We start from the raw sequence: 24,729 nt of genomic DNA on the forward strand, positions 1-24,729 counted from the left end.
TTTTAATCATCTCCTTTCAGTGAAGTAAGTAAAAATTGCTTTGCTTGTCGTTCATCTTCCGCTAGTTGATCGATCAATGCTTGTCGATTCACAAATTTGACTTCACCACGTAAATAATGATGCCATCTGATATGAACATTTTCACCGTAGATGATGCGATGAAAGTTAAATAAATTAATCTCTACTGTCTTTGGACGATTATTCCCAAATGTCACATTATAACCTATTGAAGCCATACCAGGGTACCAGTGTGTGCCAATTTTCATTTCAACCACGTAAATACCAATACCCGGCAACCTTTCACCTGGTGTCGTTTCAATATTCGCTGTTGGATAACCTAATTCACGTCCCCTAGCCTCACCATGAACGACTAAACCGGTTGTCTCGTATGATTGTACTAATATGTGACGCAATTCATCCATACGTCCTTCATCAACCATTTGACGTGCTCTTGTAGATGCACTTTCAAAACCATCAACATTAACTTGTTTCACTTCAATAACATCAAAGTTGTTATTAGCATATATTGGTAAATGTTTCATGTCTGCATCTTTAGGACCATAAGTATGGTCAAATCCAGCAACGACTGCAACGGCGTGTAAAGCAACTATATATTGATCAACAAACTGTTGTGGTGCTAATTGTGCGAATTCTGAAGTGAAATTAACGACATATGTTAGGTCCACACCAAGCTCTGTTAATAATTCTAGTTTTCTTGGTAAAGTTGTTAAATAAGTTAATGGTTTAACGTACGTTTTAAATGCAATCGATGGATGGTGATCATATGTCAGCACAGCTAGCTTGATTCCTCGCTTATGGGCCTCTGCAGCTGCTCGTTTTATGACCATCCGATGTCCTGCATGGACACCATCAAAAAATCCCATTGCTAAAACAATTGGGTCACTCTTGATTTGCGTTGGCTCGTATGGATGGTGTAAATAAATAACTTCCATCATTTAAGTCCTTCTTTTCTTTATAGTCAGTGTTTCAATCATAACATACGTGAAAACTGCGTGATTTATTCAATTGAAAATGTGCGATAGGCACGATATTGTTGCTTATCATCTCGCCATGAAAAAACTGATTTGATATCACCATGATACGTCAACACAATTTTATCCTGAACTGGTTCTAATAAACTAGCCGGTTGACCAACACCATGTTTCACCTTTTCCCATTGGCTAGCTTGCAATTCGATATGTGGGTATTGTTTCACCGCTGTTGCTAATGGTTGTAACCATTCTCCCAATGAACCTTCCTGTTCGAATCGCTCCGCAATATCATTCAAAGTATGTGCCTCAGTGAGGTCATAACCACCTGCGCTAACTCTGGTTAACTGGCTCATAACCGACGGTACATTTAACTTTTTTCCTAAATCGAAAGCTAGCGTTCTAATATATGTTCCTTTAGATACTTTTGCAATAAATTGACATGTTTGCGTTCCCTCTGCCTCATTAAATATCGGATTACTTGTCATTTTAAAGTCATAAATAGTCGCTTCCCTTTTTGGTCGCTCAACAGTCTCACCAGCACGAGCATAGTCATATAATCGTCGCCCATTAACTTTGACAGCCGAGTACATTGGCGGTATCTGAATGATATCGCCAATCAACGACTGCATCGCCTGATTAATTTGACTGATGGTAAATGGTTGTTCAATCTTTTGAGTATCAATGATATTACCATCCATATCTTCAGTCGTTGTCGCTATACCAAAAGTAATCGCGCCTGTGTACGTTTTACCAGTTTCCTGCAAAAATTCAATAGTTTTAGTTGCTTTGCCAAGTGCAACTGGCAATACACCATCAACATTTGGATCAAGTGTCCCAGCATGGCCTATTTTTTTCATTTTTAAAATGCGTCGTAACTTAAAAACAACATCATGCGAAGTCATCCCTGCCGTTTTATAAATTGGTAAAATTCCGTCCATATTGTTCACCTTTGATTTTTATTTTAGATATGTATATAAAAAGGTCTTTCGTACCAAAATATACTGGTAAAGAAAGGCCCTTCCATTAATGATTATTGATAAATTATACTAGTCTTTATGTAATTGACGTATTAAATCATCAATTTTATTACCATATTGAATCGACTCATCTTTAACAAATTTTAATTCAGGTGTTTTGTAAATACGTAACCGTGAACCTAATTCTTTACGAATCAATCCAGTCGCTGCATCTAGTCCATCTGCAGCCTTTTTATTAACAGAAGCCAATTCAGACAACACACTGTAATATATCTTAGCTTGTTGCAAATCGCCAGTTACTTCCACACCAGTTACTGTTACCCCTTCAATACGTGGATCACGAATGCGCTTAAGCAATAGATCATTAATTTCTCGCTGAATCTCTTGCTCTAGTCGACCAACTCGAAAATTTTGTTGTGCCATATTAGTTTCCTCCTATCAATGATTATACGACTAATAAAAATTTTAGCGTGGCATTTCAACCATTTCATAAGCCTCAATGACATCGCCAACCTTTTCATCATTGTACTTTTCAATCGTTAGTCCGAAATCATAACCGTTTTTAACTTCTTTGACATCATCTTTATAACGACGTAATGAGCCAATTTTACCATCAAAAATAACAATACCATCACGAATCAAGCGTACAGATGCGTTGCTAGTAATTTTACCTGACATAACCATACCACCAACAATAGTACCAACCTTCGATACCTTAAACAAATCACGAACTTCTGCAGTTCCAACAACCTTTTCCTCGAATTCAGGATCTAGTTGTCCCTTCATTGCTGCTTCAATTTCATCAATTGCATTGTAAATCACACTGTGTAGACGAATTTCCACTTTATCTGTGTCAGCTTGTTGCTTTGCTTGTGGTGTTGGACGAACATTAAAACCAATAATAATTGCACCTGAGGCTTCAGCAAGAGTCACATCAGATTCGTTAATCGCACCGACGGCAGTATGAATGATATCAACTTTAACACCTTCAACATCAATTTTTCTAAATGAACCAGCTAACGCTTCAACAGAACCTTGAACATCCGCCTTGATAATAACAGGTACTGATTTCATTTGTTTTTCGGCCATTTTGTTAAATAGGTCTGAAACCGAAACAATATTATTACGATTTCTTTCAGCAATAACCGCACGCTTTGCACGTTCTTCCCCAGCTGCACGAGCTGTCTTTTCATCCTCAAAGACAACAAATCGATCCCCAGCAGATGGTACTTCATTTAAGCCAGTAATTTCAACTGGTGTAGAAGGCAAAGCTTCTTTAACCCGACGTCCACGATCATTAGTCATTGTACGAACACGACCATACGTGTTTCCGACAACAATTGGATCCCCAACGTGCATTGTTCCTTGTTGTACCAAAACAGTTGCGACTGTTCCACGACCTTTATCAAGACGGGCCTCAACAACTGAACCAGCTGCACGTTTGTTTGGATTTGCCTTTAATTCCAACACATCAGCTGTTAATAGAATCATTTCTAATAGTTCATCAATATTTTGACCAAACTTTGCTGAAATATTAACAAAAATGGTATCACCACCGAACTCTTCCGGTACTAATCCATATTGCATTAATTGATTGATGACATTTTCTGGATTTGCTCCTGGCTTATCAATCTTATTAACAGCAACAATAATTGGTGTCCCAGCAGCCTTTGCGTGATTAATCGCTTCTACTGTTTGTGGCATAACCCCATCATCAGCAGCAACAACTAAAACAGTAATATCTGTAATATCTGCCCCACGAGCACGCATCGCTGTAAAGGCCGCGTGACCAGGTGTATCTAAGAAGGTAACAAGTCGATTATTTAGCTTTGTTTGGTAGGCACCAATATGCTGTGTAATACCACCAGCTTCACCTTCCGTAACATGTGAATTACGCAAATAATCCAGCAAGGTTGTCTTTCCATGATCAACGTGTCCCATAATTGTTACGACAGGTGCACGAGGCGCCATGTTTTCACTATCATCCTCGTTATCTTCAAAGAATTTATCTAAATCGGCAATGTCAACTTCAACTTTTTGTTCAGCATTAATCCCATAATCAGCTGCTAAAAGTTCAATCGTATCAGCATCCAATGATTGATTTTGATTAACCATGATTCCCAACATAAATAATTTTTTAATAATTTCTGTTGCATCACGATGAATCAATTTTGCAATATCTTGTACATTCATACCAATAGAATAAACTAATGTTTCTGGTAATGGTTGGTCTTTACGCACTGTTGGTGCTGGACGGTGCTCATTATTGTTACGATTCCGACCAGGTCCCTTTTTACCGCGACGGTTATTACGGTTATTTCCGTTGTTATTAAAACGGCGGTTCTTATTTTGTGAACTGTGGTTATCGTGACCACCATTACTCTCTTTATTATTCGTGTTTTGGTGTTGTGCATTTGTCTTTTGACGCTGTGAATGAGACGCTTGACCCTCAGTGTGTTTCTCATTTTTCTTATGATTAACGTCTTTCTTTACAGCCTTTTTTTCAGCTGGCTTTGCTGATTGTTTATTATTTTTTATTGTATTTGTCAAAGTTTTAACTGCCTTATCATCTAATGTAGACATATGGTTTTTTACTGGCATGTTTGCTTTAATTGCAATTGACACTAGATCCTTTGATGAAATGTTTAAATCTTTAGCCAACTCATATACTCGCTTGGTCATATAACTTCCTCCTAATTATCTAAGTATTCTTGCATTTTTTTAGCAAATCCACGATCAGCAACACCAATAACTGTCCGTGCTAATCCAGTTGCATCTGCTAATTCTTGACGTGTTAAATCCATAGAAAGTGCAACTCTATAACTGGTTGTTTTATCCATAAACTTTTTTTTACTGGTCTGACCACCATCGGATGCAAAAAAAACTAAACTCACTTTGCCAGAACGAATAGCATTTAAAACTAATGCTTCACCTGTGATTAATTTTCCTGCACGTCTAGCAAGTCCTAATAAGTTTAATAATTTTTGTTTATTTTGCATCCCCAAAAAGCTCCTTACGTGCTGCTTGATGATCAACATATGCTATTAAATCATCATAAAACTGATCATCAAGTTTTATTGCGAATACTTTATCAAAAATACGTTTTTCTTTGGCAGATTCTGCCACATCAACGGATAGAGAGATGTACGCACCACGACCATTTGCTCGGTTTGTTGGATCCAAGATAACTTCACCCTCTGGCGTCCGAACAATACGAACAAGTTCCTTTTTTGGTACCATTTCTCCGGTAACAATGTCTTTACGCATTGGAATCTTACGTGGTTTCATGAGCGTTACCTCCTATTCTTCAGAATGATCTTCAAATGTTACTGTTTCATCTGTTACTGCGTCATTTTCTGACATTGATTCACGTGCTGCTAATTCAGCAACAACTTCTTCACGTGCTGATTCTGGCTTAATATCAATCTTAAAACCAGTTAAACGTGCTGCCAAACGTGCATTTTGACCACGTTTACCAATTGCTAACGACAATTGATAATCAGGAACCAATACTGTTGCTGCACGATCATTATTTGGATCAAAAATAACTTCAACAACTTCAGCTGGATTTAGAGAATTTTTTATGAATTCCGCTGGATCTTCTGTCCATTCAACAATATCCATATTTTCACCTGATAATTCAGTAACAACAGTTTGTACACGTGCACCACGTTGACCGACCATTGTCCCAACAGCATCAAGGTTTTCGTTATGGGAATAAACTGCTATTTTTGAACGATCACCTGCTTCACGAGCAATTGATTTGATTTCTACAGTACCATCAAATACTTCAGGTACTTCCGCCTCAAATAAGCGTTTAACCAAATCCGGATGTGTACGTGACACAAAGACTTGCGGTCCTTTTTGTTCGTTTTGAACTTGTGAAACCAAAACCTTTATTTTATCACCCATACGATATGTTTCACTAGGCATTTGATCATTTGGTTTCATTGCTGCCATTTGGTTACCAGGTAAGATGATATACAAGTATCTTGAATCTTCACGTTCAACTTCTCCCGTAACAATTTCATCTTCATAACCAACAAAATTATCATAGACAACACCACGTTCAGCTTCACGCACTTTTTGCATAATAATTTGCTTAGCAGTTTGCGCAGCCAACCGTCCAAAATCCTTTGGTGTTACCTCAAAACGAATTTCATCACCAATTTCATAGGCTTTATTTAATTCAAGCGCCTCTTCTAAGCTAATTTGTTCATATGGTTCATCAACATCTTCGACAACTGTTTTAACTGCATAAACTTTAATACTACCCTTTTTCTTATCAAATTGGACGTCAACGTTTTGTGACTCATCATAATTTTTTTCATAGGCCTTTTTAAGAGCCTCTTCAAGAGCAGCGATTAAGACTTCTGCTTTAATACCCTTTTCTTCTTCTAATGCATCAAGGGCTGATACTAATTCCTTACTCATTATTGTTTCTCCATATTATTAAAAATCATTTGATTGTCGTGCTTGTGCTACCATACGACGAGGGATTATCAATTTTTCATCTGATTCACTGGTTATAACTAATTCTTCTGATGTGACATCATTTAACTCACCTGAGAATTCCTTATACCCATTAATTTTTTGATAGGTTGAAACATGTACCAATTTATGAAGGGCCCATTCATAATCTTCATCCGTAGATAAAATGCGATCTTGATTAACTGATAATTTTGCCTCTTTCACATTTTTAAGGTTAATTTCAATTAATTGGTGTTTTGTCTTTACTGGTACATCTATTGTTAGTTTATTATCTACAATTGAAACCAATTGACCAACAAATTGATCTAAGTCAGCAACTGGTTGCTGTAAGGTTACTTCAATAAACTTTCCAAGAGCCCATTTAAAGTTTTGTGATTCCTTTAATAATCTGTCAGCACCAGGAGATGAAACATCAAGAAGATATGCTTGTGGGAAAGGATCCGGTGTAATTTTATCCAATTCGTTACTAATAATTTCAGTTAACATGACCAGATCATCCATATTAATTTCACCATCAACACGGTCAACAAGCACACGAAGAACAAAATCACTATCTTGTTTTTCATAGAGAACATCCCATAAATCAAAACCTTGCGTATCTAATACCGGTTTTAAAATTGCTTGAACATCTTCTATAACTTTTGCCATTCTAAACCTCCCTCCATACAATGGTATTTATTTAATAAATTCCTGAAAAAAATGAGCGGCCGAGAAAAATCCGGCCACTCAATTAAGAGCATATTCATTAACATTATTTATACTATCACGAATTACCAATGTAAGCAAGTGAAGACACCCATTCAATCTCAATGCATGGCAAAATGATTAATAAAAAATTTCGCAACATTAAAATAAATAATAACTGAAGTTAAATCAGATAATGTTGAAATAAAGGGACCTGATGCAACCGCAGGATCTACACCCATTCGATCCATAATCAATGGGATAAATGCCCCTGCAACATTGGCTACTAGTATCGCAACAGCCATCGCGACACCAACCGCAATACCTAACAATAAATTTTTCTTCCAGATTAAAATAACAAGAAAAATAGTTATACCAGCTAAAATACCAATCATGGCACCAATTAAAATTTCTACCAACAAGGATTTTGCAACTGACTTTTTCTCTTGTAAAGCAATTCGTCTGACAGCTACCGCTAATGATTGGGTTCCTGCATTACCAGCAGTTCCAGTAATCAGCGAAATAAACACTGCCAAAATCGATGTCTGCGCAACTAAATAATCATAGCCATCAATGACGGAGGCTGTCCCCATACCTAAAAAGATTAGTCCAATTAACCATGGCAAACGCTTTAACGCTGACTTCATTGGATTATCTTCCAATGTAACAACGTCGACACCAGCCAGTCTTGAATAGTCCTCGGCTGCTTCTGCATCGATAACATCAACAATATCATCAACTGTAATCATACCGATCATCTGCTGTTTAGCCACAACTGGAATCGAAACGAAATTATAATCAGCCATAATTTTAGCAACTTCTTCTTGATCATCACTTGGATTCACAGTAATTAAATTCGTATCCATCACTTCAGATACCTTAGCAGCATCTGGCCAAATAATTAGAGACTTCAGTGAGATGACACCAACTAACAATCCATCATTATCGTTAATATAAATATAATTAATTTGTTCTGCTTCTTGAGCAGCTTGCTTCACAGCAATCATTGCCTCGCCAATTGTTAATTGTTGGTTAATAGCAATGAATTCCGTACTCATCAAAGAACCAGCAGTATCATCCTCATATTTCAGGAAACGTTTAATTTCCTCAGAACTTTTGGCAGGCATCAATGACAAATATAATGCCAGATGTTTGGCATCTAAATCCGACATTAAATCAACAGCATTGTCAGTATACATTTCTGCTAACATCTCAGCAGCATAATGCGGTGACATTTCCGACAATAAATCATTAAAATCAACATCTTCAGGATCAATTTCATCGAAAATATCTGCTAATTCTACCGGTTTTAGCCAATCAATAATTTGTCGTCTTAATTGGGTGGTTAATGAAACATAGAAAATTGCTTGATCATACGTATGTAATTCATCAAAACCGTCTAAGAAAGCATTTTTTTCATTATTTTCGATATAAAAAACTAAATGGTGCGCTTGATCTGATAACTCATCTCGCATCTCATCAGTCATTTCTTGCAAATTTTCTTTCATTTTTACTACACCAAAATATTTATCTACAGTTTATTTTTGGCAAGTCCAATTATATTATCATCTAGGATTTGCTTTAAATCTTCCGGTAAAGGACTTTCAATATGCCTTTTCGTTTCCGCAAATGGATCATAAAATTCTAACCAATAGGCATGTAAAGCCTGACGTGTCATGCCTCGATCTAAAGGTCCCCCATAGATTTCATCACCAATCAAAGGATGACCGATATGACTAAAATGAACTCTGATTTGATGCGTACGACCAGTATGTAATTGCACTCTCACTAAGGTTTGATTTGACATACGTTTCACGACCCAAAATTCGGTTCGAGAAGGTCGACCATCGTCACGCACCTCACGACGAATAAAATCGCCATCTTTACGACCAATCGGTGCATCAATCATACCATGATCATCCGCAACAATACCATCAACAATTGCGTAATATCGCTTATCAACGGTATGTGTTTGTAATTGCTTATCTAATAGGCCATGTGCAAAGCGATGCTTGGCCAATAAAGCAACTCCTGACGTAAAGCGGTCTAAGCGTGTCACAACATGTGGTACCAAATCCGTTGCTCCTTCTGATATCAAGTACCCTTTTACACGATTAACCATGGTTGTTTCACGATCAGCTTTACCGGGTACAGAAGTTATTCCAGCCTCTTTATCAACAACCAACCAGTTTTCATCTTCATATAGAATCGTAATTGGCAGATTTGATGCTGCAACAACTGCATTTGACTGTTCTGGTGGCATGTTAACTTCAACCAAATCCCCTGGATGAACATCATCCAAAGTTCTAACTGGTTTTCGATTCAAAAGGACTTGACCCCCACCGCGTTTAATAATTGCAAACATACGATGTGAAACACCACGTTGCGCTAAAAATGATTTGATACGTAAGGTATCGTCACTTTGATTTTTCCAACTAAAATGCGCCAACTATCTTACCTCCGTACCTATAAAGCTTGTTTGCACACGATGCCAAAAATGCATATGACGATACTCTGCAAATTGAATTTTTTGTTCTGACACTTTAAATGAAATCCAATCAATATTAGAAGAAATTTTATTTAAATGATCATAACTAAACGTCACTGCAGACCCATCATTTTCCAATTGTATTTTGATAACTTCATGATTACCAATAATCAATGGTGATCCTAAGGTACGAAATACACGGCTATTAATAGATGCAATTTCTGCCAATTGGATAGCTTGTAAACTTGGATGCATAACTGCACCACCAATCGCTTTATTATAGGCTGTTGAGCCCGTAGGCGTAGATGCCGTTAACCCATCGCCCCTAAATCGTTCAAATAGTTCATTTTGAATATATACATCTGCAACCAACGTCCCTAATGGTCGTTTTATAGCTGCTTCGTTTAATGCCAAAACATTTTCTTCATGTCCATCCGTATAATGTATTTTCACATCTAAGAGCGGATACTTAACAGTGCGAGCAGTCGTTTCTGAATTGACTAAACTTTCCACCAACTCATCGAGTTCAAAGTACTGCCAATCCGCATAAAATCCAAGATGACCAGTATGAACACCAATAAAGCGGATTTTAGCTAATTGATTTGTATAATGATGAAAAGCACCAAGTAATGTACCATCCCCACCAACTGTAATCACAACTTCCGGATGCTCATTATCAAATATTACGTGACCATTGCTACGAGCAATTAACTTCTCTTTTAATAAGGATACGACAGCGCGAGAATGTGGCACATTATTACTATACACAGCAATTTTCATCTGATGGCCTTCCTTTTTCTTTTCTAATTGTCGTCAACTTTTGCTTTTTCAACCAAACCACTATGTAACTCCGAAAACAACTCATCGACTTTAATACTCAATGCTGCTGCATTTTTCAATTTTTCCTTCATTTCAGCGGTGTATTCACCATCGAATTTATAATTAATTGCGTGTTCAATTGTTGCCCAAACATTCATTTGCATCGTCCGGACTTGAATTTCAGCTAATACCTTTTTTTCACCGTCAATTAATTGTACAGGATATTCAATAACAATATGATACGACCGGTAACCAGATGGCTTTTCATTTGTTACGTAATCACGTTCCTCTAGAATGACCATATCCTTACGTTGTCGTAGTATATCAACGACTTTGTAAATATCTTCAGTAAACTGCGTCATAATACGAACACCTGCCAGATCTTCCATATCTTGTTCGATTCGATCTAAACTAATATGACGTCGAGTCAATTTTTCTTCAATTGCTGGAATTGTTTTTACTCGACCGGTAACAAATTCAACAGGTGTTTGTACACCCAACAATTCAAATTCTGGACGCATCCCACGTAATTTAACCTTTAATTCATCAACTGTTTGAACATAAGGTTGTAGCAGTTTTTCCCACTCATTATGTGTCATCTTGATCCCCCAAAAAACAAATTTTTACATATAAATAGTTCTTCTGTGTTTAATCATTGCATCATCCACAACACGCCAACATTAGCATACCGTCGACAAGCAAAAAATTGTTGTCATACGCGTAAAAATTATATAATCAAGTTAGCTTGATATAACAAACAACACAATGCTTTAATTTTACAATTACTATGAATTTCTTTCCAGCCTTATTTAAGAATTAATCCATATTAAAAACTTTAATTAAGCAATTTTTTGTTAAAAGGGTTATCCTTGATTTTGTTATAAGAATAAACACATATAGACACATCAATTATAGTGGCGTACCATTAACTGGTATGTATAAAAATGTTTTTTTGGAGGTTGTCGCTTGTTATGTTAGAAGTGTACCACTTCGTCACGCCACTTTCGACCGAAAGTATCGTGTCAGAAAAAAAAGTGACTGATTACTTTAAACAAATGAAAAAATTTGTTTCTTATCGTATGATCCCAGTTGTAACCATGCAATCTGTTAGAAATACGTATCATGAATTAAAAAATGATTATCATATTGATATGGACTATACAACAGTCGCAACCAGTATTTCACAGTTAGCGCTGGATACAAAGGCTATTCAATCTCAAGGTAGAAAAGCTGCTAGAATGTTCTTTTTGAATATGCAAGAACAGCTTTTGGCGAATATCCCTTATTCCAAAGACTTAGTGTTAGCCACTATTTCAAAACTTAATTTAGACGTTAATCTCTTTTTAGAAGATTATAATACTAGCTTAACTTTGTCTTCACTCAAAGATGACCAAAACATGGCAACAGAAATGTCAGTGGTACGTTATCCAACAATGGTCGTCTATAATTCCAGTCAAGGCAACTATGCTTTGCAAACAGCAGATTTTACAGAAAAAAATCTGACAACTATATTTAATCAATCCGAACAACATTCTGTTAACTCAAAACTTCATTTGATTGATTATGAGGAAGGTAGTAACTAATAAAAATTTGTTATACCCAACAAAGGCCGTGAATCTAACCACTTTTGATCTGGTAGATTCACGACCTTTAACTATGCTCTAAAAAGTTGAAGCTGAACTGAAATAATGTTACAAGTGGCTTCAAATGGTTCTTTATACCACTTATTTACGTGAAAACTCAAATTTCAACCCCGCTACAGGCTGCATATTGCGTGTATAAAACTGAACAGAAAACTTTTCAGGAGTCACTGATAAAATCGCATACGTTCCCTTCAAATAGGCATAAGGCCCTTTTGGTAAGGATATCGATCCAGGATTAATAAATAGTTTACTATCGATCATTTCTGCACCTAATACATGTGTATGACCAGATGTCACAATATCAACATCCTTTTGTGAAACAACTTCTCTTAATTGATTTAGTGAAACTTCAGTGTGTACAAGATGACCATGTGTTTGGTATACCTTAATTATTTCATCTTCATAATTGCGATCATCAGGGAACATTGGGTCGTCATCCATATTGCCAATAACAGGCAATAACGTATCAAATAGTTCATCAGAACGTTGTAACTCAGAATCACCATTGTAAAACATTGCACGAACATGTCCCTTATAATGTGCAACAATATCAGATAAAATTTTACGATCACCATGTGCATCAGATATAATCAAATAATCCATCATTAGTCCTCCCACCATTCTTTAAAAAGCGTCATAAATTTTCTTAATGCATTACCACGATGTGAAATTGCATTTTTTTCTACAGGCGTCAATTCAGCAAAGGTTTTGCCATACGGATCATAGTAAAATAATGGATCATAACCAAACCCATCATCTCCTTGTGGTTCAAACAAAATATGACCATGAACCTCACCATCAGCCATAATCTTTTCACCATTAGGCTTTAAGCCAACAATAACTGTATGGAATGTCGCTGTTCTATCTGGTGCAGCAACATTTACCAATTCTTTCAATAATTTGTTATTATTTGCTAAATCATCATGATCTCCCGCATATCTTGCAGAGTGAACACCTGGTGCGCCATGCAAGGCGTCTACACTCAAACCAGAATCATCTGCAACCACTGGTAGCTGGTAAGCATCTGAAATTACCTTTGCTTTAATTGTTGCGTTATCTGAAAAATCCAAACCATTTTCATCAATTACTGGTACGTTATCTAAATCATTTAGTGAAATGACCTCCACCCCAAATGGCTTTAAGAAATCACGAAATTCGCGAATTTTACCCTTATTTTTTGATGCAAAAATTAATTTAGTCATTTGCCACCTACATTTCTTATTCACTTTCATTTACTAGTTGATTATCTTTAATATTTAAATGCTTCACATTTAAATTAGAAACGCCTAACCAAGACTGAGCTAATTCATTAAAAATATCTGAATTTCCCGTCGTAAAATACTCATCGTTTTTTTTTGATGGTGCTGTCGTTATTTCATGATTCAAATGCATTTCATTTAAAGTGTGTTTGACAACAGTCACTGCCGAAGCACCTGCATCAATTATTTTGATATTAGAAGCAAGCGCTTGTTGAATATAATGGGACAGTAATGGAAAGTGTGTACATCCCAAAACCAGGGTATCAATATCACTATTCTTTATTGGTTTTAAAATTTGTGTCACTGTTTGTTGCATTAGTTGTTCATCAGCTACTGGATTTTCAGCAAGTTTTACAAGCGTTGGTGCAGCTAATTGTAACACCTGATAATGGGAGTTGATTTTTTTAATTCCCTGATAATAAGCCAGTGAGTTTACTGTTCCTTGTGTTGCAATAACACCAATTTTATTTGTCGTTGTCGCTTGACTTGCTGCATCAACACCAGGCTGGATCACACCAATAACCGGTATTGTTAACTTTTGGGTAAGATCATCTAAAGCTGCTGCTGTAGCCGTGTTACAAGCAATCACCAATAATTTAATATCTTTACTCATTAGAAAATTCACTAGTTGCCATGTCAATTTTTTAACTTCTTCAGGTTGCCGAGTGCCATATGGCATACGAGCAGTATCACCAATATAATAAACTTGCTCATTCGGTAAATCTTTCAACGCTTGTTTAACAACAGACAATCCACCTATACCTGAATCTAAATATCCTATTGCACGATTATCCATTATTATCACTTCTTTCGAAATCTTAATATAAATTTTAAACTAATAACTCATTTATTTTTGATCTAATACATACGATGCTAATTCAGTTGGTGTTCTAAAAATAACATCCGCTTGATTATTGAAAACTGATTCATCTCGAACACCCCAAGCCGCCATACCGAATTTAACTGCTGCATTATGTGCCGCTTGCATGTCATGAACAGAATCACCAATATACATTGCCGCATCTGCACTTGTATTTAAGTTCATCAAGGATTTTAAGATAGGATCTGCTGCTGGTTTCATTAGTGGTGTGTCCCCTGCAAATACAAAGTCGCTAAAATATTTTACAAAATCAAAATTTTTACTATGATTTTTAAATTCAGCCGGTGTATTTGAAGTAACAATTCCCAATGATATACCTTTTGATTGCAATTGTGAAAGCATTTGTGTCACACCGTCAAACAATTTCACTTCATGCCAAAAATCATGATAATGACTTTGCCAAGCTAGTTGCATTTCTTTGGGATTTTCAACTCCCAATTTAATCAGACCATCAAGTGAGGGTAATCCAAAAATTTTGTAGACATCTTCATAAGATTTTTCAATACCTCTATCCCGAAATGTTTGAATCAACGACTGCATATACATACTTTCTGTACTTAATAAAGTACCATCTACATCAAATATAATCGTCTTCATAATTTTCCCCTAAAAAGATTTATATCACCCATTATATAACACTCATAAATTTCACGCATCCACTCTCATTAATCACTCACAGTATTAAATGCAAATATTAATTATAGATAATAAAAAGTCCCCAAAGTCCTTCTTTTTCAAGAGGATTTTAGAGACTTTAGCTTAAATAAAGCGGACGACGGGAATCGAACCCGCATTCCCAGCTTGGAAGGCTGGAGCACTAGCCATTGTACTACATCCGCATAAGAATAATCGCGGCGGGGGGAATCGAACCCTCGACCTCCCGGGTATGAACCGGACGCTCTAGCCAGCTGAGCTACACCGCGAACTAATATCGGGACGACAGGATTCGAACCTGCGACCCCCTGGTCCCAAACCAGGTGCTCTACCAAACTGAGCTACGTCCCGAATATATGACTAAACAATACTAAAAAGCAAATCATTATTTGCAATGCACCTAGAAGGATTCGAACCTTCAACCTTCTGATTCGTAGTCAGACACTCTATCCAGTTGCGCTATAGGTGCATATTAAAATGGGTCGTCTGGGGCTCGAACCCAGGACCCATGGATTAAAAGTCCACTGCTCTGCCAACTGAGCTAACGACCCAATGGACGTTACAGGGTTCGAACCTGTGACCCCCTGCTTGTAAGGCAGGTGCTCTCCCAGCTGAGCTAAACGTCCATATGCATCGCAATGTCCTATCCTCGCAGGAGGCGATCCTCCAACTACTTTCGGCGTAACTGAGCTTAACTGCTGTGTTCGGTATGGGAACAGGTGTGACCTCAGTGCCATCATCACGACACGTTTCTAATTGAGTGAACTTAGTTCCCTCAAAACTGAATCATAATTACTTTTTTGCCTTACACCACTTGCTACTTGGTTAAGTCCTCGAACCATTAGTACTAGTCCGCTCCATGCGTCACCGCACGTCCACTTCTAGCCTATCTACCTCATCATCTTTGAGGGGTCTTACTTCATTACTGAATGGGAAATCTCATCTCGAGGCGAGTTTCACACTTAGATGCTTTCAGCGTTTATCTCATCCGTACATAGCTACTCAGCGATGCTCCTGGCGGAACAACTGATACACCAGTGGTACGTCCACCCCGGTCCTCTCGTACTAAGGGCAGCTCCTCTCAAATTTCCTACGCCCGCGACGGATAGGGACCGAACTGTCTCACGACGTTCTGAACCCAGCTCGCGTACCGCTTTAATGGGCGAACAGCCCAACCCTTGGGACCGACTACAGCCCCAGGATGCGATGAGCCGACATCGAGGTGCCAAACCTCCCCGTCGATGTGGACTCTTGGGGGAGATAAGCCTGTTATCCCCAGGGTAGCTTTTGTCCGTTGAGCGATGGCCCTTCCATGCGGAACCACCGGATCACTAAGCCCTACTTTCGTACCTGCTCGACTGGTAAGTCTCACAGTCAAGCTCCCTTGTGCCTTTACACTCTGCGAATGATTTCCAACCATTCTGAGGGAACCTTTGGGCGCCTCCGTTACCTTTTAGGAGGCGACCGCCCCAGTCAAACTGCCTGCCAGACACTGTCTTCCACCACGCTTAGTGGTGTGAGTTAGAGTGTTCATACAACGAGGGTAGTATCCCACGTTTGCCTCCATCGAAACTAGCGTCCCGATTTCTACGGCTCCTACCTATGCTGTACAAGCTGCACAAACACTCAATATCAAGCTACAGTAAAGCTCCATGGGGTCTTTCCGTCCTGTCGCGGGTAACCCGCATCTTCACGGGTCTTTAAATTTCACCGAGTCTCTCGTTGAGACAGCGCCCAGATCGTTACGCCTTTCGTGCGGGTCGGAACTTACCCGACAAGGAATTTCGCTACCTTAGGACCGTTATAGTTACGGCCGCCGTTTACTGGGGCTTCAATTCGTACCTTCGCCGAAGCTAAGCACTCCTTTTAACCTTCCAGCACCGGGCAGGCGTCAGCCCCTATACGTCATCTTACGATTTTGCAGAAACCTGTGTTTTTGATAAACAGTCGCCTGGGCCTATTCACTGCGGCTCAGCTTGCGCTGAGCACCCCTTCTCCCGAAGTTACGGGGTCATTTTGCCGAGTTCCTTAACGAGAGTTCACTCGCTCACCTTAGGATGCTCTCCTCGACTACCTGTGTCGGTTTGCGGTACGGGCAGGTAAACACTAACTAGAAGCTTTTCTCGGCAGCGTGACATCACAGACTTCCCTACTTGATTTCGGTCCTCATCACAACTTATCCTTATGACAGCAAGCATTTGACTCACTCTCAGACTCATTGCTTGACCCAGCTTTTCCAACTGCTGGGTTCTGTTAGCCTTCTGCGTCCCTCCATTGTTCAAACATGTTCACCTGGTACAGGAATCTCAACCTGTTAGCCATCGACTACGCCTTTCGGCCTCGCCTTAGGTCCCGACTAACCCTGGGAGGACGAGCCTTCCCCAGGAAACCTTAGTCATACGGTGGACAGGATTCTCACCTGTCTTTCGCTACTCATACCGGCATTCTCACTTCTAAGCGCTCCACCAGTCCTCACGGTCTGACTTCATCGCCCTTAGAACGCTCTCCTATCGCGCCACTGATGTGGCACCCGTAGTTTCGGTGGTGTGTTTAGCCCCGGTACATTTTCGGCGCAGAATCACTCGACTAGTGAGCTATTACGCACTCTTTAAATGGTGGCTGCTTCTGAGCCAACATCCTAGTTGTCTATGCAACTTCACATCCTTTTCCACTTAACACACACTTAGGGACCTTAACTGACGATCTGGGCTGTTCCCCTTTCGACAATGGATCTTATCACTCACTGTCTGACTCCCGGACATACGTGATTGGCATTCGGAGTTTATCTTAATTTAGTAACCCGAGATGGGCCCCGCACCAAAACAGTGCTCTACCTCCAACACGCTATCTTCCGAGGCTAGCCCTAAAGCTATTTCGGAGAGAACCAGCTATCTCCAAGTTCGATTGGAATTTCACCGCTACCCACACCTCATCCCAACATTTTTCAACATGTACGGGTTCGGGCCTCCAGTGCGTTTTACCGCACCTTCACCCTGGACATGGGTAGGTCACCTGGTTTCGGGTCTACAACAACATACTCGAACGCCCATTTCAGACTCGCTTTCGCTACGGCTCCGGTCTTTCCACCTTAACCTTGCATGTTATCGTAACTCGCCGGTTCATTCTACAAAAGGCACGCTATCACCCATTAACGGGCTCTAACTTGTTGTAGGCACATGGTTTCAGGAACTTTTTCACTCCCCTTCCGGGGTGCTTTTCACCTTTCCCTCACGGTACTGGTTCACTATCGGTCACTAGGGAGTATTTAGCCTTACGAGATGGTCCTCGCAGTTTCCGACCGGATTTCACGTGTCCGGCCGTACTCAGGATCCTACACGGGAGTTTGCTTACTTTCGCATACGGGGCTATCACCCTGTTTCGCTCAGCTTCCCAGCTGCTTCTGCTAATAAACAAATTTGTAACTCCACAACGGTAGTCCTACAACCCCAGTGTGCAAGCACACTGGTTTGGGCTCCTCCGCGTTCGCTCGCCGCTACTGACGGAATCGATTTTTCTTTCTTCTCCTGTTGCTAATGAGATGTTTCAGTTCACAACGTCTACCTTCGTTCAACTATGTATTCATTGAACGATAACTTGCATCACAAGTTGGGTTCCCCCATTCGGAAATCCCCGGATCATAGCTTACTTACAGCTCCCCGAGGCATATCGGTGTTAGTCCCGTCCTTCATCGGCTCCTAGTGCCAAGGCATTCACCATGCGCCCTTAATAACTTAACCGATCAACTCTCGTTGATGATTTCGTTTGAGTATTGTGACTCAATGGTCACAAGCGATTTTAAACTGATTTAAAAAACTCAAAAAATTACGCGGTGTATTTTTTCGGCTCAATTTAATTGATTAATATCAATTGAAATGAATTTAAAAATTTACAATTATGATTCAGTTTTCAAAGAACTAATAAGCAACCGTTTGGTTGCGATGGAGAATATCGGGATCGAACCGATGACCTCCTGCTTGCAAAGCAGGCGCTCTCCCAGCTGAGCTAATTCCCCATATTTGAATGTTAACCACTCAAAACTAAATATCGTTTCGTTGACTGTGTAGGTTTCCGATTTTCCTTAGAAAGGAGGTGATCCAGCCGCAGGTTCTCCTACGGCTACCTTGTTACGACTTCACCCTAATCATCTGTCCCACCTTAGACGGCTGGCTCCTAAAAGGTTACCCCACCGGCTTTGGGTGTTACAAACTCTCATGGTGTGACGGGCGGTGTGTACAAGACCCGGGAACGTATTCACCGCGGCGTGCTGATCCGCGATTACTAGCGATTCCGACTTCATGTAGGCGAGTTGCAGCCTACAATCCGAACTGAGACATACTTTAAGAGATTAGCGCACCCTCGCGGGTTGGCGACTCGTTGTATATGCCATTGTAGCACGTGTGTAGCCCAGGTCATAAGGGGCATGATGATTTGACGTCATCCCCACCTTCCTCCGGTTTGTCACCGGCAGTCTCACTAGAGTGCCCAACTGAATGCTGGCAACTAATAATAAGGGTTGCGCTCGTTGCGGGACTTAACCCAACATCTCACGACACGAGCTGACGACAACCATGCACCACCTGTCACCTTGTCCCCGAAGGGAACGTCCTATTTCTAGGATTAGCAAGGGATGTCAAGACCTGGTAAGGTTCTTCGCGTTGCTTCGAATTAAACCACATGCTCCACCGCTTGTGCGGGTCCCCGTCAATTCCTTTGAGTTTCAACCTTGCGGTCGTACTCCCCAGGCGGAGTGCTTAATGCGTTAGCTGCGACACTCAAGGGCGGAAACCCTCGAACATCTAGCACTCATCGTTTACGGTGTGGACTACCAGGGTATCTAATCCTGTTTGCTACCCACACTTTCGAGCCTCAACGTCAGTTACAGTCCAGAAAGCCGCCTTCGCCACTGGTGTTCTTCCATATATCTACGCATTTCACCGCTACACATGGAGTTCCACTTTCCTCTACTGCACTCAAGTCATCCAGTTTCCAAAGCCATTCCTCAGTTGAGCTGAGGGCTTTCACTTCAGACTTAAATAACCGTCTGCGCTCGCTTTACGCCCAATAAATCCGGATAACGCTTGGAACATACGTATTACCGCGGCTGCTGGCACGTATTTAGCCGTTCCTTTCTGGTAAGATACCGTCACACACTGAACAGTTACTCTCAGTGCCGTTCTTCTCTTATAACAGTGTTTTACGAGCCGAAACCCTTCATCACACACGCGGCGTTGCTCCATCAGGCTTGCGCCCATTGTGGAAGATTCCCTACTGCTGCCTCCCGTAGGAGTATGGGCCGTGTCTCAGTCCCATTGTGGCCGATCAGTCTCTCAACTCGGCTATGCATCATGGCCTTGGTAAGCCTTTACCTTACCAACTAGCTAATGCACCGCGGGTCCATCTCTTAGTGATAGCAGAACCATCTTTCAACCAACAACCATGCGGTTGTTGGTATTATACGGTATTAGCACTTGTTTCCAAATGTTATCCCCTGCTAAGAGGTAGGTTACCCACGTGTTACTCACCCGTTCGCCACTCTTTGTCAGATAAAATCAAATCTGAGCAAGCTCGTCATTTCATTTAAAAACAAAGCGTTCGACTTGCATGTATTAGGCACGCCGCCAGCGTTCATCCTGAGCCAGGATCAAACTCTCATTTTAAAGGTTTGAGTATCACTCAATTGTTGTTATTTGTTTAACAGAAGTTAAACGAATTTATTAGCGAATTGACTTCGCAAATGTTTTTGTATCAGGCAAATTGCTTGATGACCCTACACATTTGTTTCATCGAAACGATATTCAGTTTTCAATGATCAACATTTCGTTATCTTACTGACAACCTAATCTATATTACAGACAACATACCAATTTGTCAACAATTTTTTATATAAAACTTATTAACAAATATGTTTCCATTATATTGTTGCCAACTCGATTTATAATACACATGTTTAGTAACAAAGTCAATGGTCAGTTGATAATAACTGTAAATATAAAATTCGATAAGATCATATTATTTCAAATAACACTAATAATCATATCATTAAAAAACTACTAATTTAACCATTAGGGTTTAATTAGTAGTTCCTAGACTTAATCTAAATGTTTTGCCAAGATAGCTTCAAGTTGATGAGCTGGTGTAAATCCAGTTAAGCGTTCGACAACCTCACCATCCTTTTTTACTAACAAAGTTGGAATTGCCATAATACCAAATTCTTGAGCCGTCGCCGGATTTTCATCAACGTCCATTTTTGTGAACTTCACATCATTCATCTTTTCTGACACAGTTTCAACAACTGGTGATTGCATACGACAAGGACCACACCAAGTAGCCCAGAAGTCAGTTAAAGTCACTCCCTTATCCGTTTCTGATACAAAATTATCATCATTAATATCTACAACTGCCATAAAAAACATCTCCCTCTAATTCCTTATTTATAGTTAGTATAACCTTTACAAGTTAATTTGTCGATATATTTAACTTAACTGAACATAGGTTGCCCCTTGGTCTGGACCTGTAAACTTAAACGATTGCACTTGACGATGCGAACGCAAATATTCTTGCACACCTTTTCGAATAGCGCCAGTACCTTTACCGTGGATAATTTCGACCGAAGATAAATTATTCAATAATGCCTTATCAATAAAACGATCTAATTCAGCCATAGCTGGTTCATACCTAATACCACGTAAATCTAATGTAGCTGATGCTTCTGAACGATTAACCGCCTTATTTGTATTGATATGTGATTTCTTACTTTTTTTATGATGATGTGCCACATTACTGCTAGACAAAACAGTTTGTTGTTTTTCTATTTCGTCATTTGAAAGAACCATTTTTAAAATACCAAGCTGGACTTCAAACTTACCATCCTTCATTTTTCGTATAATTGTACCTTGTTGACCATATTCACGTACAAGTACAGTATCACCCACTGATAATGCTTCCTGTTTAGCCTTTTTAGCTTTACGCAAAATTCTATTATTGGCTGCCGAAGGTTCTTCATGCATCGCATTTAAGGCACCCTTAGCATCCATAATTTTATTTTCTTTAATCGTTGCACCATCTCTAGCCATTCTGTGTAAATCAGCAATTATCTTTTCTGTTTTACGTCGAGCTTCTGCAACAATATGATTTGCTTCTTTTTTAGCATCATCTATTAACTTGACACGTTGCTGTTCAATGGCATCGAATTTATCTTCATATTCATTCTTCAATTGTCGATTTTCAACAATTTGTTGTGTTAGTTCAACTTGCTGCTTTAATACTGCATTTCGTCTAGAAACCAAGTCCGCAATCATATCATTCAATTCTTGCGAATCATCAGTTGTTAATGCTGCTGCACTATCAATAATCTGTTTACTCAATCCTAATCTTTTTGCAATTTCAAGTGCATTTGAACGACCAGGCACACCAATCATGAATTTATAAGTTGGCCGTAGTGAATCAATATCAAATGCCATTGATGCATTAATAGTATCTGATCGATTATATCCATAAACTTTTAATTCTGGATAATGCGTTGTAGCAACTGAATAAGCGCCCGTTTCACCAACAGCATCTAAAATTGCCATCGCTAATGCTGCACCTTCTTGTGGATCAGTCCCAGCACCTAATTCATCAAATAAAACCAATGAGTCTTTATCAATACCTGACAAAATATCAATAATATTCACCATATGAGACGAAAAAGTCGACAGTGATTGTTCAATAGATTGTTCATCCCCAATATCAGCATAAATTTCTTTGAAAATACCAACGGTAGAATACTCAGCAGTTGGAATAAATAAGCCAGACTGTGCCATTAACTGCAACAAGCCCAATGTTTTTAGTGTGATGGTTTTTCCACCTGTATTTGGACCAGTGACAATAATTGCACTATAATCCTCCCCAATAATAATGTCATTAGGCACAACTTTTTCAGGATTCAACAGTGGATGTCTTGCTTTAAGCAAGCGAACATGATTTTCAGAACTAAATTCTGGCTCAATTGCTTTTATTTCAACTGCGTAACGTGCTTTAGCATTTAAAAAATCCAAATGTCCCAGTACCTTAGCATTATTTTCAATATTCTCCACTTCTGGTTTCAGTAATGAAGAAATTTCTAACAAGACCCGTTCTTCTTCTTGTCGTTCCTTCAAATAATGTTCACGTAAACGGTTATTCATGTCGACAACATCAGCCGGTTCAATATAAAGCGTCTGCCCAGTTTGTGATTGATCATGGACCACACCACCAAACTTTTGACGATACGTTGCTTTTACCGGTAATACATATCGATCATTGCGAATAGTAACAATCGGATCTGATAGATACTGTGCTGTTTTTCCGCGTGTATATTCTTGCATCTTTTGTCGTATCGCATTTTCAGTGCCTGTGATTGATTGACGAATACGATGTAAATCAGGTGATGCTTCATCAGTTAATCGACCGTCACCATCAATCGCAGTGTTAACACGTTTCGTTAATTCTGGTAACAAAACTAACCGATTATAATAGACTTCTAAGGCAGGTAACGTTTCCTGTCGATCAGCAACAATATTCTCAAAAAAAACTTTAATCTGACCTGTCGTAAATAGAACACGACCTACTTGTGCTAATTCTGTACCACTTAACGCAGCATCAATACGCAATCGTTGTAGATGTGGTTTCACATCTGCTAACTTTGGAATACGAATACCACCTTGCCAACGTAATACTCGACTGGCATCAGCAGTCTCGGCCAGCCACTGACGCATTGTACCAGCATTATCAGTTGGTAACAAAGCTGATAATTCATGTTCACCTGCCACGGTCGATAAAAAAGGACGTATTTGATTTTTGACCGTATCATACTCAAGTGTTTTTAAAATTTTTGTATTCATTTGTTATTTTAATTACCCACTTCCATACTAAAAATTTTCTATTTACATTAACCACCAATCATAGACTGCATTAGAAAGATATGGCGTATCATTTAATATCAGCTGTGCTATTGTTGAATTAGACATACTTTCTGTATACCAAGGAATATTTAATGTTTGTGTGAATTGTAGAAAGAAAAAAATTTCTACATAAACAATTAATCCAAAAATAATTAAACCACCTAATCGATTTACTGTGCTCAGTATCGGCACTTTATTAATGAATCGTAAACTCCGTTCAATTGCTTTAACAACTGACATACCTAATAAAATTATAATGGTAAATGCAATCCCTGAAGCTAAAAATTCCCCTGGCTGGTTTGTCGCACTAGCAGGTACATCAGTTGCGGTCCAGCTTACCGAAAAACCATTAACAAACGCATTATAGAGCCAACTACCAAATCTATGTGCCAATAGGATTGCGAATGTATAGACAACTATTCTACCAACCAACATTGTCAAACTACGAACTAATCCCAGACGGTATCCATGTACCATCGCTAAGGCCAATAATCCAATGATGATCCAAGAAAAAAATATCATTAATCCTTCGCATCCTTTTTAATCTGCATCGTTAACTGATCTGATAGTGCATTAATCGCTAATAACATCAATAATTGATCATTATCTAACTTTGGTGCAGCTTCTTGCATCTTCTCTAATTGTGAGTTTGCCAAATCAAAAACTGCCTTCATATGAGCCTGTGATTCATTTGATGTAATTGTTAAGTCCTTACCTAAAATAGTTCCTTTAAAGCGTGTTTTCGCAGCCATCTTTGTAACCTCCATTTAAATATTATTATTTCTTAGTATATCAAAAATAAATTTGGTATTCAGCTTATGCTTAATCAATTAATAACATCATAGATAAAATAACCTGTTAATAAAAAACAGGCCTTAAATTTTACCATTAACTGAGAAACGACATCAATTCTCCCTGTTT

Annotated in this window: 21 protein-coding genes, 7 tRNA genes and 3 rRNA genes; 1 reads left to right on the plus strand and 30 read right to left on the minus strand. The window is 39.0% G+C overall.

Annotated elements, in window-relative coordinates; genetic code table 11:
* Window positions 1-2: 2 nt before the first annotated feature.
* The 12 genes from ribF to ACSKY2_RS03195 form a co-directional block, all read right to left on the minus strand.
* The gene (gene ribF, locus ACSKY2_RS03140) at window positions 3-953 is read right to left on the minus strand and encodes a riboflavin biosynthesis protein RibF (RefSeq protein ID WP_489878228.1); all 951 of its coding nucleotides are present in this window, start codon (window positions 951-953) and stop codon (window positions 3-5) included.
* Between the two features lie 65 nt (window positions 954-1,018).
* A complete protein-coding gene (gene truB, locus ACSKY2_RS03145) occupies window positions 1,019-1,930 on the minus strand; it encodes a tRNA pseudouridine(55) synthase TruB (protein WP_489841147.1) in 912 nt (303 codons plus the stop codon).
* A gap of 108 nt (window positions 1,931-2,038) precedes the next feature.
* A complete protein-coding gene (gene rbfA, locus ACSKY2_RS03150; RefSeq protein ID WP_489841146.1) occupies window positions 2,039-2,392 on the minus strand; it encodes a 30S ribosome-binding factor RbfA in 354 nt (117 codons plus the stop codon).
* 42 nt (window positions 2,393-2,434) lie between these two features.
* On the minus strand, window positions 2,435-4,651 hold the full coding sequence (gene infB / locus ACSKY2_RS03155; RefSeq protein WP_489878126.1) for a translation initiation factor IF-2: 2,217 nt from the start codon (window positions 4,649-4,651) through the stop codon (window positions 2,435-2,437).
* Window positions 4,652-4,662: 11 nt separating this feature from the next.
* Window positions 4,663-4,968: a L7Ae/L30e/S12e/Gadd45 family ribosomal protein gene (locus ACSKY2_RS03160; protein ID WP_489841144.1), complete on the minus strand. Its 306-nt coding sequence runs from the start codon at window positions 4,966-4,968 to the stop codon at window positions 4,663-4,665.
* A complete protein-coding gene (rnpM, locus tag ACSKY2_RS03165) occupies window positions 4,958-5,257 on the minus strand; it encodes an RNase P modulator RnpM (RefSeq protein WP_489841143.1) in 300 nt (99 codons plus the stop codon). Before rnpM ends, ACSKY2_RS03160 begins: the two co-directional genes overlap by 11 nt.
* A 12-nt stretch (window positions 5,258-5,269) precedes the next feature.
* The gene (gene nusA, locus ACSKY2_RS03170) at window positions 5,270-6,403 is read right to left on the minus strand and encodes a transcription termination factor NusA (RefSeq protein WP_489841142.1); all 1,134 of its coding nucleotides are present in this window, start codon (window positions 6,401-6,403) and stop codon (window positions 5,270-5,272) included.
* An 18-nt stretch (window positions 6,404-6,421) separates the two neighbouring features.
* The gene (locus ACSKY2_RS03175) at window positions 6,422-7,108 is read right to left on the minus strand and encodes a ribosome maturation factor (RefSeq protein ID WP_489878127.1); all 687 of its coding nucleotides are present in this window, start codon (window positions 7,106-7,108) and stop codon (window positions 6,422-6,424) included.
* A gap of 158 nt (window positions 7,109-7,266) precedes the next feature.
* On the minus strand, window positions 7,267-8,652 hold the full coding sequence (mgtE, locus tag ACSKY2_RS03180) for a magnesium transporter (protein WP_489878128.1): 1,386 nt from the start codon (window positions 8,650-8,652) through the stop codon (window positions 7,267-7,269).
* A gap of 23 nt (window positions 8,653-8,675) precedes the next feature.
* Window positions 8,676-9,593 carry an RluA family pseudouridine synthase gene (locus tag ACSKY2_RS03185; protein WP_489841139.1) on the minus strand — a complete coding sequence of 306 codons (918 nt, stop codon included), beginning with the start codon at window positions 9,591-9,593 and terminating at the stop codon, window positions 8,676-8,678.
* A complete protein-coding gene (locus ACSKY2_RS03190; RefSeq protein ID WP_489841138.1) occupies window positions 9,594-10,412 on the minus strand; it encodes an NAD kinase in 819 nt (272 codons plus the stop codon).
* Between the two features lie 23 nt (window positions 10,413-10,435).
* Entirely contained in the window at window positions 10,436-11,050 is a 615-nt protein-coding gene (locus ACSKY2_RS03195) for a GTP pyrophosphokinase (protein WP_489878129.1), read from the minus strand.
* A gap of 372 nt (window positions 11,051-11,422) precedes the next feature.
* Here ACSKY2_RS03195 and ACSKY2_RS03200 point away from each other — a divergent pair, with 372 nt between their 5' ends.
* On the plus strand, window positions 11,423-12,034 hold the full coding sequence (locus ACSKY2_RS03200; protein WP_489878130.1) for a DsbA family protein: 612 nt from the start codon (window positions 11,423-11,425) through the stop codon (window positions 12,032-12,034).
* A 141-nt stretch (window positions 12,035-12,175) separates the two neighbouring features.
* On the opposite strand, the gene ACSKY2_RS03205 is transcribed toward ACSKY2_RS03200, so the two are convergent.
* The 18 genes from ACSKY2_RS03205 to zapA form a co-directional block, all read right to left on the minus strand.
* Window positions 12,176-12,700 carry a YfcE family phosphodiesterase gene (locus ACSKY2_RS03205; protein ID WP_489841135.1) on the minus strand — a complete coding sequence of 175 codons (525 nt, stop codon included), beginning with the start codon at window positions 12,698-12,700 and terminating at the stop codon, window positions 12,176-12,178.
* Window positions 12,700-13,296, minus strand: a complete 597-nt coding sequence (locus ACSKY2_RS03210; protein ID WP_489878131.1) for an XTP/dITP diphosphatase — start codon at window positions 13,294-13,296, stop codon at window positions 12,700-12,702. The genes ACSKY2_RS03205 and ACSKY2_RS03210 overlap by 1 nt, the downstream gene beginning before the upstream one ends.
* Window positions 13,297-13,312: 16 nt before the next feature.
* A complete protein-coding gene (murI, locus tag ACSKY2_RS03215; protein ID WP_489878132.1) occupies window positions 13,313-14,149 on the minus strand; it encodes a glutamate racemase in 837 nt (278 codons plus the stop codon).
* Between the two features lie 51 nt (window positions 14,150-14,200).
* Window positions 14,201-14,830: an HAD family hydrolase gene (locus ACSKY2_RS03220; RefSeq protein WP_489841132.1), complete on the minus strand. Its 630-nt coding sequence runs from the start codon at window positions 14,828-14,830 to the stop codon at window positions 14,201-14,203.
* A 170-nt stretch (window positions 14,831-15,000) separates the two neighbouring features.
* Window positions 15,001-15,072, minus strand: a tRNA-Gly gene (locus ACSKY2_RS03225).
* Between the two features lie 10 nt (window positions 15,073-15,082).
* Window positions 15,083-15,156 (minus strand) — tRNA-Met (locus ACSKY2_RS03230).
* 8 nt (window positions 15,157-15,164) lie between these two features.
* Window positions 15,165-15,238: transfer RNA gene (locus tag ACSKY2_RS03235), tRNA-Pro, on the minus strand.
* Between the two features lie 44 nt (window positions 15,239-15,282).
* Window positions 15,283-15,356, minus strand: a tRNA-Arg gene (locus ACSKY2_RS03240).
* 9 nt (window positions 15,357-15,365) lie between these two features.
* Window positions 15,366-15,438 (minus strand) — tRNA-Lys (locus tag ACSKY2_RS03245).
* A 2-nt stretch (window positions 15,439-15,440) separates the two neighbouring features.
* Window positions 15,441-15,513 (minus strand) — tRNA-Val (locus ACSKY2_RS03250).
* Window positions 15,514-15,517: 4 nt separating this feature from the next.
* Window positions 15,518-15,634: ribosomal RNA gene (gene rrf, locus ACSKY2_RS03255) — 5S ribosomal RNA — on the minus strand.
* Window positions 15,635-15,708: 74 nt separating this feature from the next.
* A 23S ribosomal RNA gene (locus ACSKY2_RS03260) occupies window positions 15,709-18,624 on the minus strand.
* Between the two features lie 202 nt (window positions 18,625-18,826).
* A tRNA-Ala gene (locus ACSKY2_RS03265) sits at window positions 18,827-18,899 on the minus strand.
* 70 nt (window positions 18,900-18,969) lie between these two features.
* Window positions 18,970-20,544, minus strand: a 16S ribosomal RNA gene (locus ACSKY2_RS03270).
* The 16S, 23S and 5S rRNA genes sit together here with 7 tRNA genes alongside, the layout of an rRNA operon.
* A 432-nt stretch (window positions 20,545-20,976) precedes the next feature.
* Complete coding sequence (trxA, locus tag ACSKY2_RS03275; RefSeq protein ID WP_489841131.1) at window positions 20,977-21,291, minus strand: thioredoxin; 315 nt, start codon at window positions 21,289-21,291, stop codon at window positions 20,977-20,979.
* Window positions 21,292-21,360: 69 nt separating this feature from the next.
* A complete protein-coding gene (locus ACSKY2_RS03280; protein ID WP_489878133.1) occupies window positions 21,361-23,748 on the minus strand; it encodes an endonuclease MutS2 in 2,388 nt (795 codons plus the stop codon).
* Between the two features lie 42 nt (window positions 23,749-23,790).
* Window positions 23,791-24,330 carry a CvpA family protein gene (locus ACSKY2_RS03285; RefSeq protein ID WP_489878134.1) on the minus strand — a complete coding sequence of 180 codons (540 nt, stop codon included), beginning with the start codon at window positions 24,328-24,330 and terminating at the stop codon, window positions 23,791-23,793.
* Window positions 24,330-24,560 carry a cell division protein ZapA gene (zapA, locus tag ACSKY2_RS03290; protein WP_489841128.1) on the minus strand — a complete coding sequence of 77 codons (231 nt, stop codon included), beginning with the start codon at window positions 24,558-24,560 and terminating at the stop codon, window positions 24,330-24,332. The genes ACSKY2_RS03285 and zapA overlap by 1 nt, the downstream gene beginning before the upstream one ends.
* Window positions 24,561-24,729: the final 169 nt, after the last annotated feature.

Source organism: Weissella sp. ESL1156 (assembly GCF_058505625.1).

Bases quoted from the DNA above. Each gene is read 5' to 3' on its own strand.
- ribF (WP_489878228.1), bottom strand. From the start codon at position 953: ATGGAAGTTATTTATTTACACCATCCATACGAGCCAACGCAAATCAAG.
- truB (WP_489841147.1), bottom strand. From the start codon at position 1,930: ATGGACGGAATTTTACCAATTTATAAAACGGCAGGGATGACTTCGCAT.
- rbfA (WP_489841146.1), bottom strand. From the start codon at position 2,392: ATGGCACAACAAAATTTTCGAGTTGGTCGACTAGAGCAAGAGATTCAG.
- infB (WP_489878126.1), bottom strand. From the start codon at position 4,651: ATGACCAAGCGAGTATATGAGTTGGCTAAAGATTTAAACATTTCATCA.
- ACSKY2_RS03160 (WP_489841144.1), bottom strand. From the start codon at position 4,968: ATGCAAAATAAACAAAAATTATTAAACTTATTAGGACTTGCTAGACGT.
- rnpM (WP_489841143.1), bottom strand. From the start codon at position 5,257: ATGAAACCACGTAAGATTCCAATGCGTAAAGACATTGTTACCGGAGAA.
- nusA (WP_489841142.1), bottom strand. From the start codon at position 6,403: ATGAGTAAGGAATTAGTATCAGCCCTTGATGCATTAGAAGAAGAAAAG.
- ACSKY2_RS03175 (WP_489878127.1), bottom strand. From the start codon at position 7,108: ATGGCAAAAGTTATAGAAGATGTTCAAGCAATTTTAAAACCGGTATTA.
- mgtE (WP_489878128.1), bottom strand. From the start codon at position 8,652: ATGAAAGAAAATTTGCAAGAAATGACTGATGAGATGCGAGATGAGTTA.
- ACSKY2_RS03190 (WP_489841138.1), bottom strand. From the start codon at position 10,412: ATGAAAATTGCTGTGTATAGTAATAATGTGCCACATTCTCGCGCTGTC.
- ACSKY2_RS03195 (WP_489878129.1), bottom strand. From the start codon at position 11,050: ATGACACATAATGAGTGGGAAAAACTGCTACAACCTTATGTTCAAACA.
- ACSKY2_RS03200 (WP_489878130.1), top strand. From the start codon at position 11,423: ATGTTAGAAGTGTACCACTTCGTCACGCCACTTTCGACCGAAAGTATC.
- ACSKY2_RS03205 (WP_489841135.1), bottom strand. From the start codon at position 12,700: ATGATGGATTATTTGATTATATCTGATGCACATGGTGATCGTAAAATT.
- ACSKY2_RS03210 (WP_489878131.1), bottom strand. From the start codon at position 13,296: ATGACTAAATTAATTTTTGCATCAAAAAATAAGGGTAAAATTCGCGAA.
- murI (WP_489878132.1), bottom strand. From the start codon at position 14,149: ATGGATAATCGTGCAATAGGATATTTAGATTCAGGTATAGGTGGATTG.
- ACSKY2_RS03220 (WP_489841132.1), bottom strand. From the start codon at position 14,830: ATGAAGACGATTATATTTGATGTAGATGGTACTTTATTAAGTACAGAA.
- trxA (WP_489841131.1), bottom strand. From the start codon at position 21,291: ATGGCAGTTGTAGATATTAATGATGATAATTTTGTATCAGAAACGGAT.
- ACSKY2_RS03280 (WP_489878133.1), bottom strand. From the start codon at position 23,748: ATGAATACAAAAATTTTAAAAACACTTGAGTATGATACGGTCAAAAAT.
- ACSKY2_RS03285 (WP_489878134.1), bottom strand. From the start codon at position 24,330: ATGATATTTTTTTCTTGGATCATCATTGGATTATTGGCCTTAGCGATG.
- zapA (WP_489841128.1), bottom strand. From the start codon at position 24,560: ATGGCTGCGAAAACACGCTTTAAAGGAACTATTTTAGGTAAGGACTTA.